General features: G+C 63.4%; 12 protein-coding genes. 5 read left to right on the forward strand and 7 right to left on the reverse strand.

What is annotated here, in order from left to right; all coding sequences use genetic code 11:
* Positions 1-54: 54 nt before the first annotated feature.
* From EXZ48_RS17420 to EXZ48_RS17430, 3 genes are all read right to left on the reverse strand, one after another.
* Positions 55-561, reverse strand: coding sequence for a DUF1993 family protein (locus EXZ48_RS17420; protein WP_130517301.1), 507 nt, complete (start codon positions 559-561; stop codon positions 55-57).
* Between the two features lie 102 nt (positions 562-663).
* Complete coding sequence (locus EXZ48_RS17425) at positions 664-1,392, reverse strand: extensin family protein (protein WP_130517303.1); 729 nt, start codon at positions 1,390-1,392, stop codon at positions 664-666.
* A gap of 94 nt (positions 1,393-1,486) precedes the next feature.
* Complete coding sequence (locus EXZ48_RS17430) at positions 1,487-1,795, reverse strand: hypothetical protein (protein WP_024270162.1); 309 nt, start codon at positions 1,793-1,795, stop codon at positions 1,487-1,489.
* A gap of 393 nt (positions 1,796-2,188) precedes the next feature.
* On the opposite strand from EXZ48_RS17430, the gene EXZ48_RS17435 reads away from it, so the two are divergent.
* The 3 genes from EXZ48_RS17435 to queF all read left to right on the forward strand — a co-directional run bounded on the left by EXZ48_RS17435 (position 2,189) and on the right by queF (position 5,881).
* A complete protein-coding gene (locus EXZ48_RS17435) occupies positions 2,189-4,378 on the forward strand; it encodes an anthranilate synthase (protein ID WP_130517305.1) in 2,190 nt (729 codons plus the stop codon).
* Between the two features lie 131 nt (positions 4,379-4,509).
* Positions 4,510-5,430: a cation diffusion facilitator family transporter gene (locus EXZ48_RS17440; protein ID WP_130517307.1), complete on the forward strand. Its 921-nt coding sequence runs from the start codon at positions 4,510-4,512 to the stop codon at positions 5,428-5,430.
* Positions 5,417-5,881 (forward strand): preQ(1) synthase, encoded by a 465-nt coding sequence (gene queF / locus EXZ48_RS17445; RefSeq protein WP_023514855.1) that lies wholly within the window; start codon positions 5,417-5,419, stop codon positions 5,879-5,881. The genes EXZ48_RS17440 and queF overlap by 14 nt, the downstream gene beginning before the upstream one ends.
* Before the next feature lie 36 nt (positions 5,882-5,917).
* On the opposite strand, the gene EXZ48_RS17450 is transcribed toward queF, so the two are convergent.
* Positions 5,918-6,496: a HupE/UreJ family protein gene (locus EXZ48_RS17450; RefSeq protein ID WP_130517309.1), complete on the reverse strand. Its 579-nt coding sequence runs from the start codon at positions 6,494-6,496 to the stop codon at positions 5,918-5,920.
* A 245-nt stretch (positions 6,497-6,741) separates the two neighbouring features.
* On the opposite strand from EXZ48_RS17450, the gene EXZ48_RS17455 reads away from it, so the two are divergent.
* Together EXZ48_RS17455 and leuA are read left to right on the forward strand one after the other, a co-directional pair.
* The gene (locus EXZ48_RS17455) at positions 6,742-7,320 is read left to right on the forward strand and encodes an ATP-dependent Clp protease proteolytic subunit (RefSeq protein ID WP_024270161.1); all 579 of its coding nucleotides are present in this window, start codon (positions 6,742-6,744) and stop codon (positions 7,318-7,320) included.
* Positions 7,321-7,783: 463 nt separating this feature from the next.
* Complete coding sequence (gene leuA, locus EXZ48_RS17460) at positions 7,784-9,493, forward strand: 2-isopropylmalate synthase (protein ID WP_024270160.1); 1,710 nt, start codon at positions 7,784-7,786, stop codon at positions 9,491-9,493.
* A 94-nt stretch (positions 9,494-9,587) separates the two neighbouring features.
* Here the strand turns inward: leuA and EXZ48_RS17465 are convergent, their stop codons facing one another.
* The 3 genes from EXZ48_RS17465 to EXZ48_RS17475 form a co-directional block, all read right to left on the reverse strand.
* Positions 9,588-10,445 (reverse strand): anti-sigma factor, encoded by an 858-nt coding sequence (locus EXZ48_RS17465; protein ID WP_023517262.1) that lies wholly within the window; start codon positions 10,443-10,445, stop codon positions 9,588-9,590.
* Positions 10,445-10,963, reverse strand: coding sequence for an RNA polymerase sigma factor (locus EXZ48_RS17470; protein ID WP_024270476.1), 519 nt, complete (start codon positions 10,961-10,963; stop codon positions 10,445-10,447). The genes EXZ48_RS17465 and EXZ48_RS17470 overlap by 1 nt, the downstream gene beginning before the upstream one ends.
* A gap of 196 nt (positions 10,964-11,159) precedes the next feature.
* Complete coding sequence (locus tag EXZ48_RS17475) at positions 11,160-11,792, reverse strand: tetratricopeptide repeat protein (RefSeq protein WP_024270475.1); 633 nt, start codon at positions 11,790-11,792, stop codon at positions 11,160-11,162.
* Between the last annotated feature and the right edge of the window lie 101 nt (positions 11,793-11,893).

Here is an 11,893-nt window from a genome sequence, read left to right on the forward strand (position 1 = left end):
TCAAGCCCGAGGATGACGGAGGGGAGAACCGGATATCTGAAGGTCCAGAAGGCCCTACGCCCGCCCAAGATAATCCAGCTTGCCCACTGCGACGCCATTGTGGCGCAGGATCGCGTAGGCGGCCGTCAGGTGGAAGTAGAAGTTCGGCAGGGCGAAGGTGAGGAGATAGTCCCTGCCGGAGGAGCTCAGCTCTCCGCCGCGTGTCTTTACCACGACGGTGCGGTCCTCTGCGCCTTCGAAGGCGGCTTCCGGCACGCTGGCGAGATAGGCCGTGGTCTTCTCGATGCGGGCGCGCAGATCAGCCACTGTGGTTTCGTCATCGGCAAAGCTCGGTGCCGCCGTGCCGGTCAGGCGCGCGGCGGCGCCCTTTGCGGTGTCGCTCATGCGCTGGATCTGGCCGGCAAGCGAAAGCATGTCCGGTGCTAGGCGGGCATTGACCAGAATTTCCGGTTTGATCTTCTTGTCTTCAGCGAAGGCCTCGGCCTTGTCGAGCAGCTTGGCGAGCACGGTAAAGCCACGCTGGAAGGCTGGGATGGAGAGATCGTAGGGGGTGATGGACATGGCGGGAACCTTGTTGGGCAGAAAGGACGAAAGGCCGGAAGGCCCCGCCTGAAATAGGGCTGCCACCCGGGTTTTTCAGGAGCCGGCTGAAATATAATCCTCCTACCAGCAATAGCGGTAGCCGCCGCGCCGGTCCTTCACGTCGAGATGCAGGTGGTTCTGGTGCGCCGCGTCGCTGCCGGGGTCGAGCACCGTGGTGAAGTAGAGGCAGGCTGCCTCCGTGATGGTGCGCTGGAACGCGCCTTCGAGGGTCGGCTCCTTGTCCGCCGGGCGGATCGTGACGGTCTTGCCGCTTTTCAGCGTAAAGCCGGCAATGTCCACGGCGTTGCCGAAGGCGTGTTCGGAGATCTTGCCGTCCTCGGCGTTGTTGCGGTTGCGGCAGACATAGGCCGAGGCCTGGGAGAGCATGGTGACGGTTTCGCCGGGCATGGCGGCTTCGAGGGACGGTTTCACCGATCCCTCCATCCAACGGGCGAGCTGTAGCGCAGCCTCACAGCGGATCGTCGCTGCGGGCTCGACCTTGATGCCGCCCGGCAGGGTCTCGAGCAGGACGGGCCTGTCGATGCCGCAGGCCTTGCCGTCGTTGACGGTGGGCACCGCCTTGAAACCGGCCCCGACGGTCTTCAGTGCCGCCAGGCAGGCGGCTTCCTCTGTGTCGTCCTCCCGGGGGCGTTCCTTTGCCTTCTCCGCATCGTCTTCCGCCTTGCGCTCGGCTTCTGCCGAAGTCTTTCCGGAGCCTTCTTCGGATTTCTGTTCCGGCCTTGCTACGGGCAGGGGGCCGTCCTTCGGCAGGTCGGCGGCGCCGGCCAGAATGAGGAGGGCGGCGAGCATGGCTGGTCGGTGGAGCGTGACGATGGTTCCGTTTCCCGGCTGACAAGATCAGCGGGGAAACGCCGGAAACCGGATTTGGTTGCCGGCGGAGCGGTTAGATGCCCGCGCCGTTTGTGATTTCCATCAGCGGACGGGACTGGGCGGTATAGTCGCCGATGATCGTGCGCACCCGCTGAATGAGGTGAACACTGTCGCCGCCGTCGTTGTCTTCGATGAGGTCGAGGAAAAGGCCGACCAGGGTGTGGGCCTCGTCGGCATTGCGCGGTTCGTACCGGTAGAGGGTGTCGAAGGCACGGGCGATCCTGCCGTCCAGCCTTGTGAACTCCGGTGTTTCATAGTCCGCGATCGTTTCCGCGAGCAGGATCTGCATTTCGCGGAACTGTTCCACCATGATGGAGACCATGGGTTCTTGCCTTGATGTCGATGGTTTATCGTGCGCCATTAGCATATGCTCACGGAAGGGGCAAACCTCCAGGCATGGCGAATTCTCGCCATATTGACGGATTGTTTCGCCGCCCTAGTCCGATGCGCAGCAAGTGCGATGCCGGGTGATGCGAGGGCGCAACATCCGGAATACCGTGTCGCGCGGGCTGCAATCGGCCTTGCGTGCGCCGGCACTTCACGCTAACACTCCGCTCATGGAAAAGATGATCAACATCGCTGGTTGGTGGTGGGCTCGCTGAGGCGGCCTTGACCAGTCATGCGTGATTGAGACGACAAGCCGCCCGGAACCTTCGAGGCGGCTTTTTCTTTTTGGGCCGCCGTCACGGGACCGGGCCTGAAACGGAGTTGGGGAATGGCCACGAAAATTCTGGAAGATGGTGCCGAAGCCTACGAGACGAGGGGCGGGGTCACCGTCACACGTCGTCGCCGCGCCGCCGACTATGCCCATGCGATTTCCGCCTATGTCGACAAGCTTGACGAACGGCGCGGCGCGGTTTTCTCGTCGAACTACGAATATCCCGGTCGCTATACCCGCTGGGACACCGCCGTCGTCGATCCGCCGCTCGGCATCTCCTCTTTCGGCCGTGCGGTCTGGATCGAGGCCTACAACGCCCGCGGTACCATACTGCTCGCCTTCATCGCCGACCGTCTGGCGGAGGTGCCGGAACTGGCGCTCGGCGCCCGTACGGAAAACCGTCTCGATCTCGAGGTGAAGCTGCCCGACCGGGTCTTCACCGAGGAAGAGCGTTCCAAGATGCCGACGGTCTTCACCGTGCTGCGCGCCGTCACCGATCTCTTCCATTCGGACCAGGACGCGAGCCTCGGCCTTTACGGCGCCTTCGGCTACGATCTCGCCTTCCAGTTCGATGCAATCGACCTGAAGCTCAAGCGGCCGGATGACCAGCGCGACATGGTACTCTTCCTGCCTGACGAGATCCTCGTCGTCGACCACTACGCCGCCAAGGCCTGGATCGACCGCTATGATTTTGCCAAGGACGGCACTTCGACGGAAGGCAAGGGCGAGGCGATCGCACCCGAGCCGTTCCAGACCGTTGACGTGATCCCGCCGCATGGTGATCATCGCCCCGGCGAATATGCCGAGCTCGTCGTCAAGGCGAAGGAGAGTTTTCGGCGCGGCGACCTGTTCGAAGTGGTTCCGGGCCAGAAATTCTTCGAGCGCTGCGAAAGCAAGCCGTCGGAAATCTCCCGTCGGCTCAAGGCGATCAACCCGTCGCCCTATTCCTTCTTCATCAATCTCGGCAACCAGGAATATCTCGTCGGCGCCTCGCCGGAAATGTTCGTGCGCGTGTCCGGCCGCCGCATCGAGACCTGCCCGATCTCGGGCACGATCAAGCGCGGCGACGATCCGATTGCCGATTCGGAACAGATCCTGAAACTGCTCAACTCCAAGAAGGACGAATCCGAACTGACCATGTGCTCGGACGTCGACCGTAACGACAAGAGCCGCGTCTGCGAGCCGGGTTCGGTCAAGGTCATCGGCCGTCGGCAGATCGAGATGTATTCGCGCCTCATCCACACGGTCGACCATATCGAGGGGCGCCTGCGCGATGACATGGATGCCTTCGACGGCTTCCTCTCGCATGCCTGGGCCGTCACGGTCACAGGAGCGCCGAAACTCTGGGCGATGCGCTTCATCGAGGCGCATGAGAAGAGCCCGCGGGCGTGGTATGGTGGGGCGATCGGTATGGTCGGCTTCAACGGTGACATGAACACGGGCCTGACGCTGCGCACCATCCGCATCAAGGATGGCATCGCGGAGGTGCGTGCCGGTGCCACGCTGCTCTACGATTCCAACCCCGAGGAAGAAGAAGCCGAAACCGAACTGAAGGCCTCCGCCATGATCTCCGCCATCCGCGACGCCAGGTCCGGCAATTCCGCAAAAGTCCAGCGCGACGTCGCGGCCGTCGGCGCTGGTGTCAATATCCTGCTCGTCGACCACGAGGACAGCTTCGTCCACACGCTCGCCAACTACTTCCGCCAGACGGGTGCGACGGTGACGACCGTTCGCACGCCGGTTCCCGAGGAGGTGTTCGATCGCATCAAGCCCGATCTCGTCGTGCTTTCGCCTGGACCGGGCACGCCGAAGGATTTCGACTGCAAGGCGACGATCAAGAAGGCGCGGGCGCGCAACCTGCCGATCTTCGGGGTCTGCCTCGGCCTGCAGGCGCTTGCCGAGGCCTATGGCGGGGAACTGCGCCAGCTCGCCATCCCCATGCACGGCAAGCCGTCGCGCATCCGCGTGCTGGAGCCGGGCGTCGTCTTCTCCGGTCTCGGCCGCGAGGTGACGGTCGGCCGCTACCATTCGATCTTCGCCGATCCGGCCACGCTGCCGCGTGATTTCATCATCACGGCGGAAAGCGAGGACGGCACGATCATGGGTATCGAACATGCCAGCGAGCCGGTGGCGGCGGTGCAATTCCACCCGGAATCGATCATGACGCTCGGCCAGGATGCCGGTATGCGCATGATCGAGAACGTGGTGGCGCACCTTTCGAAAAAAGCGAAGGTAAAAGCCGCCTGAGGCTTTGACAAAACGGCCGAACTGGCCGATATCGACCCCAAGAGAAAACCGCGTGCACGACCCCGTGCGCGCGGTTTTGCGTTGATGGACCAGGCTTTTTGCAACTCGGTTGCATGCGCATGGAGAGTGGCATGGGAAATTCTGACAGGGTCAAGCGGCTGGCGCTCTGGGGCATCCCGCTTTCGCTTTTCGTCATGGGGCTGAAGCTCGTCGCCTGGTGGGTGACGGGGTCCGTGGCGCTCCTGTCGGACGGGCTGGAATCGAGCGTCAATGTGGTGGCGGCCATCGTCGCTTTCGCCGCGATCACCTATGCGGCGAAACCGGCGGACAAGACGCATCCCTTCGGCCACCACAAGGCGGAGTATCTGTCGGCGGTCCTGGAGGGCGTGCTGATCGTCGTGGCGGCGTTGCTGATCGTTGCCGAGGCGTTGCCGGCGGTGCTTGCACCCACACAGATGGAGGCGCCGGCGCTGGGCCTTGCCATCAACTTCCTTGCGGGCGTGATCAACGCGGTCTGGGCCTACACGCTCATCCGTGCAGGGAAACGCTATCGCTCGCCCGCCCTGTCGGCGGACGGACAGCACATCCTCTCCGACGTCGTGACTTCGATCGGCGTGCTCGTCGGCCTCGTTCTCGCCATCGCCACCGGCTATGCGGTGCTGGATCCGCTGCTGGCCGTGCTTGTGGCGCTGAACATCCTTTACCAGGGCTGGAAGGTCATCGCCCATTCGGTCGATGGCCTGATGGACCATGCGGTGGAGCCGGAGGAAGCGGAGGCCATCCAGGCGGCGATTGCCGCGCACGGCGCGGGCTCGCTCGGCGTGCATGACCTGAAGACGCGCAGGGCGGGGGCGGCGACCTTCGTTGATTTCCACCTCGTCGTGCCGGCGCGGATGCCCGTCGGCGAGGCGCACGACATCTGCGACCGGCTGGAGGATGCCATCCGCGCCGTGCAGCCGGGCGCGCAGATCGCCATCCATGTCGAGCCGGAGACGGAAAAGGCGCATGGGATCAGAGTGAAGATCGAAGAGGTTCACAATGAGCAAGACTGACGTATCGGGACTGTCGCAGCTCGGCCAGCCGGTTGATCTGCCGTCCAACCCGGACACCGCCGTTCTGGAAAAGGTGCCGAGCAGCCACGCCGGCACGGATTTCGTGGTGCGTTTCACCGCGCCGGAATTCACCTCGCTCTGCCCGATGACCGGCCAGCCGGATTTCGCGCATATCGTCATCGACTACATACCGGATGGCTGGCTGGTCGAATCGAAGTCGCTGAAGCTCTATTTGCATTCCTTCCGCAACCACGGCGCCTTCCACGAGGACTGCACCATCGACATCGCCAAGCGCCTCGTCGGCCTGCTGGAGCCGAAATGGCTGCGTATCGGCGCCTACTGGTATCCGCGCGGCGGCATTCCGATCGATGTGTTCTGGCAGACGGGCGACGCGCCGAAGGGTGTGTGGATCCCGGATCAGGGCGTCCAGCCCTATCGTGGCCGGGGGTGAAGGGGGGCAGCGGTTTGTCCCGCCGCCCGTCAGGCATCAGCCGAAGGCGAGAACCAGGCCGGTGAGCGCCGTAATGGCCCCGAGGATGCGGGCCGCGATGGCGCCACCCGAAAGGCGCGCGATGCCGAGGCCGAAACCGATGCCGGCAATGTGGAGCAGCGCGGTCGCGACGACGAAGCCGACGCCGAATTCGAAGGCGCCGGCGCTGCCGAGCTCGCCGCCATGGGCATGGCCGTGGAAGAGCGCGAAGGTGGCGACGATCGCGGCCGAGGCCGCCGTGTCGAGTTTCACCGCCATGGCCACGAGCAGGCCGAGGGCGACGACCGAGGCAAGGATCGCCGGCTCGACGAAGGGCAGATCGATACCTGCCAGTGCAAGGCCGAAGCCGACCGCCATCGTTGTAACGAAGGCCACCGGCACGCCCCAGAGCGCCTTGCCGCCGATCTGTGCCGCCCAGAGGCCGACGGCGACCATGACGAGGATATGGTCGAGGCCGAAGAGCGGATGCGAGAAGCCGGCCATGAAGGAGCCGTGCTCTTCCGGATTGAGATGAGCGAAGGCCGGTACGGCCGTGACGGCGAGCGCAGCCAGCGCCAGCGGGATGCGTCTGATCATGGTGTCCCCTGTTCCGCCGGTCTGGGGAATGACCGGCGCCTGTGTCGGTAAGGCAAGGATCGTAGGAGCAGTGCCGGCGCCGGGTCCATACGCAAAGTGCGCACCTTGCCGGGCGTATTTACCCTGTTTTCCGGTGGCGCGGTGAGGCTCTATCGCCACCTATTGGTTTTGTTGCATTGTCTTGGCCAGTGAGTCGCATTATCTGACAGCGACAGGACTATTGACGAGCAATCCGGAGACTTTGGATGAGCGACGAAGACGACAAGAAGACGGAACTGCCCCTGGGCAAGGAAACGGAGGCGAACCTTTTCAAGTCGCGTTCGATCTTTATCTATGGGCCGATCAACCAGGAACTGGCGCAGAAGGTCTGCTCGCAGCTCGTGGCGCTTGCCGCCGCCAGCGACGAAGACATCCGCATCTATGTGAATTCGCCGGGCGGTCACGTCGAATCGGGCGATTCGATCCATGACATGATCAAGTTCATCAAGCCGAAGGTCTGGATGATCGGCACGGGCTGGGTCGCTTCCGCCGGTGCACTGATCTATGTCGCCGCACCGAAGGAACAGCGTCTTTGCCTGCCGAACACCCGCTTCCTCCTGCACCAACCGTCGGGCGGCACCCGCGGCATGGCGTCTGACATCGAGATCCAGGCGCGCGAGATCATCAAGATGAACGAGCGCCTCAACAAGATCTTCGCCGAAGCGACCGGCCAGCCGATCGAGAAGATCGCCAAGGACACGGACCGCGACTACTGGCTCTCGGCCGAAGAAGCCAAGGGTTATGGCCTCGTCTCGCGCATCGTGACGTCGCAGGCGGATATCTGATCCGCCCTTGCCCCTCATCCCCCTGCCGGGACCTTCTCCCCGCAAGCGGGGAGAAGGGGCAGAACGGAGAGCCCATCGCTCTTCTCCCCGCTTGCGGGGAGAAGATGCCGGCAGGCAGGTGAGGGGCGCTTCGGCAAAAATCCTGCGCCCCGCTTGCCCTTTCGTCTCTCCCCCGCTATAAGCCGCCTCATGTTGAAGACCAGCGCACAGATCATCGAACGGGTTTCTCGCGGCAGCGCAGCTGTCCGTGAGCGTTCGCGCGGCTTCTCCTCGCTTCTTCTTCTCGGCCTTACGCGCGGTTGCCGGGTTCGCTGAGGAGCGCCCGGCGGCCGAAAAGCCCGTCCGGCAATAGCTCCTCGTTTCACCCCCAATGCATGAATTCCGCTGCATTCGCCGTCGCCAAGCCCGTGTGCTTGCGCTAAGACGTTCTCGCGAATGCCGGGACGACGAAGAGACGAAGACGATGATTTTGAAGACCCATTCCCCCAAGCAGGGCATGCCCGAGGCCGTAACCAAGTATCAGGCCTACCCGACGATCAACATTGCGGACCGCACCTGGCCCGGCAAGACCATTACCGAGGCGCCGATCTGGTGTTCGGTGGACCTGCGCGACGGGAACCAGTCGCTGGTCAACCCGATGGGCCACGACCGCAAGGCCCGCATGTTCCAGCTGCTGCTGGATATGGGTTTCAAGGAAATCGAGATCGGTTTCCCCTCCGCTTCGCAGACCGATTTCGACTTCGCCCGCTGGTGTGTCGAAGAGGGCAATGTGCCTCAGGATGTCTCCCTCCAGGTGCTGGTGCAGTGCCGCCCGGAGCTGATCACCCGCACCTTTGAAGCCCTGGAAGGCGCCCACAAGCCGATCATCCATTTCTACAATTCGACGAGTGAATTGCAGCGCCGCGTCGTGTTCGCCAAGGACGTTCCTGGCATCAAGCAGATCGCCACCGATGCCGCCAAGATGATCACCGACATGGCCGCCAAGGCCGGCGGCGGCTACCGTTTCGAATATTCCCCGGAGAGTTTTACCGGCACCGAGCTGGAAGTGGCGCTGGAGATCTGCAACGCGGTCGTGGAGATCGTCAAGCCGACGGCGGACAACAAGCTGATCCTCAACCTGCCGTCCACGGTCGAGATGGCGACGCCGAATATCTATGCCGACCAGATCGAATGGATGTGCCGCAACATCGACAACCGCGAGAACGTCATCATCTCGCTGCACCCGCACAACGACCGCGGCACCGGCATCGCCGCGACCGAACTGGCGCTGATGGCCGGCGCCGACCGCGTCGAAGGCACGCTGTTCGGCAATGGCGAGCGCACGGGCAATGTCGACGTCGTCACGCTGGCCTTGAACATGTACACGCAGGGCGTCGATCCCAAGCTCGACTGCTCCGACATCGAGCGCATCAAGGCCGTCTACGAATATTCCAACGAGATGGCCATTCCCGAGCGCCATCCCTATGTCGGCGAACTGGTCTATACGGCCTTCTCTGGCTCGCACCAGGACGCTATCAACAAGGGCATGAAGGCCATCAAGAAGGCCAACAAGCCGATCTGGGAAGTGCCCTATCTGCCGATCGACCCGCAGGACGTCGGCCGCTCCTACGAGGCGATCATCCGCATCAACTCGCAGTCCGGCAAGGGTGGCATCGCCTACATCCTGCAGGAAGACTACGGCATCAACCTGCCGCGCAACCTGCAGGTGGAGTTCCGCGAGGAGATCCAGCGCATTACCGACGAAGAGGGCGTGGAGCTGCCGTCGAAGCGCATCCATGAGAGCTTCATGCAGCGCTATGTCACGCAGCCGGGCACGCGCCTGCGCTTCGTCGATCACCACACCTATCCCGATGATGCCGGCCAGAAGGGCACGCGCATCGTTGCCGCCGAGATCACCGATGGCGGCGAGACGAAGCGCATCGAAGGCAAGGGCACCGGCCCGATCGACGGGTTCATCAATGCCCTCTCGATCTATCTGGGCATCCCGATGTCGGTGGCCGACTATTCCGAGCACTCGCTCCAGCATGGCTCGAACGCGGCGGCCATCGCCTATGTCGAGGTCGAGCATCCCGGCGGCAAGCTGTTCGGCGTCGGCATCAACACGAACATCGTGACGGCCTCGCTCGAAGCCATCGTCTCGGCCGCCAACCGCGTGCTCGCCGTTCGCGGCTAAGCGTTGGCAATTCTGGAACGGAAAAAGCCCGACAGCGACGCTGTCGGGCTTTTTCGATGCCGGAAAACCGTGGGTGCACCCGCTGCGGGAATGCTCAGATCGTCGAGGAAACCGCTTCGGCGATGCGCTCCAGCGCCGGATCGGCCGAGGGGCCGACCACGACATAGGACGCGCTGCCTTTCTGCCAGGAGACGAGGCCGATATCGTTGCGCATGCTTTCGGTGAGGGCCGTGACGGTTTCGACCGGGTCGCTCTGGACGAAACAGATGGCGAAGACCTCGTTCTGGGCATTGCGATAGAGCAGCTGTGCGGCCGGCTTGCCGCCGGCGACCAGCAGGCGCGCGCCTTCGAAGGTCAGGTTCTGGTCGGAAAGGTCAGGCAGCTTGAAGGGCACGCCCGTGCTGGCGGACAGCCATTCGACGATATGTTCCTTGTCACTCGCAGGCACTTCCACGAGATGGCGCGTCTGGCGGGCGTAGATGCGGTGATAGTCGGCGATATCGTCCAGCCAGGTGCGGGCGGGGGCGAACTGGGTAGAGGCAAGCTCAGACGTGCCGTCCTGCCGTTCGCCGACGAGATAACCGGCGGCGCCGCCGGCGAGGAACAGCACGAGCGAGGCGGCAAGCGCCTTTGGCCAGACGGCGGACGGGCGGCGCGGCGCGGCCACGGCGACGGGGATGGCGGCAAAGCCCGCCTTCGGCGGCTCTTCGTCCTTTTTGCCCGCCTCCTTGATGTTGCGCACCAGATCGAGCGGAATGGGCTCCTGCAGCAGCTTGTCGAAGGCGCGGGCGCCGAAATCGCTGCCGAGCTTCAACTTCTCGAAGACAATGCGCGCGTCGTCGTCCTCGGCGAGGATCGCGTTGATCTCGTCCATTTCCGCTTCCGGCAGCTGGCCATCGAGATAGGCCGACAAGCGTACTTCGAGCGGAAGACCCTGTGTGCTCTCCACCATCAGGCCCTCCTTTCCATCTGTTCCGAGATCATGGCCGCAAGCCGGATGCGGGCCGCAGAAAGCCGGCTCATCACGGTGCCGATCGGTATGCCCAGAATATCCGCCGCCTCCCGATAGCTGTGACCTTCGACATTGACGAGGAGAAAGACACTCGAGAGACCTTCCGGCATGGTCATGATCAACTTGTGCAACTGCTTGGCATAGACCGCCTTGTCGGCCGACGCTTCGATATGCAGGCTATCCTGCTCGGCGACATCTACCGTGCCGGACCCTGTGCGGACCTTTCGCTTGCGGATCTCATCCACCCAGAGATTGCGCGTCATGGCATAAACCCAGCTTTCCAGCCGGCCTTCCCCGTTCCATAGATGGCTCCGCGTGATGGCCCGCTCGCATGCCTCCTGCACGAGGTCGTCGGCATCGCTGCCGTTGCGCGTCAGCGTCATCGCAAAACGGCGCAACTTCGGCAGCAAATTGACCAATTCTCGCCGGAACTCATTCGATTCTGCCGTCGGACGCATTGCTTTTCCAAGGAAACGTTCGGGATCAAAACTCTATTCGCTGCCGGGCGGGCAGCGACCGTCTGATATGAAACATTCTTCCTAGGGTCTGCAAGCATGAACGGCAACCCGGAGCGCAGTTTCCCGCGTTCCCTCAACGATTGATCCCTTGTCGGCCGGCGCCGTGCCGTTTCCGGACGGCGCCGCCGGCATTCTGTCAGTAAGTGGTGCGCTCGCCGCCGAGCGACTGGAGCAGCGCGCGATAGGCCCAGGTGTTCTCGCCGCCGCGATCGCGGATTTCGACGAGCTGGACACGGGCGCCTTCGATATCGCCCTGCTCGATCAGCGCCTGGCCCATATAGGAGCGGGCGAGGATATAGTTCTCGTCCTTCTGCAGCGCCCGCTTGTAATAGGCCATGCCTCGCGCCATGTCGCCGAGCTTGCGGGTATTGTAGCCCATGTAGTTGAGGATGCGCGGATCCTCCTGGTCGTAGGCGGCGCGCAGCGCCCGAAGCGCATTCTCATGCTGGCCGGCATAGGCGAATTCGCGTGCGGCCTCATAGAGCTTGTCGTCGATCTTGCGTTCGGTCTTCTTCTGCTCCTCCGTCTTCGCCTTGTCCTCGGGCGTCGTGCCCTCGGCGGGCGTGCCTTCGGCCGGCTTCAGGTCCTCGGGCGCGACGCATTCCTTCTTTTCCTCGTTCCAGATCTTGCCGTCCGTGCAGGTCGTCGTCGTTTCGGTCGCGACCGGCGGGGTGGTGGTATCGGAATCGGCTGCGCGCGCGGCCGACAGCGCCGTCAGCGAAACGGCGGCGCAGAATGAAAGCAGCATGGTGTGGCGGAGCATGGTCATGGGTTCCCTCTCGTTCTTGTCGTCTGCCCGGCGCTGGCCGTTCGAGCGGCCGGCTCTTTCGGTGCTCTTGCGGGCCGACCGTTCTGAGAGGATATGACGGG

The sequence above is a fragment of the Shinella sp. JR1-6 genome (assembly GCF_004284735.1).
In the GTDB taxonomy this organism is placed as follows: Bacteria; Pseudomonadota; Alphaproteobacteria; order Rhizobiales; family Rhizobiaceae; genus Shinella.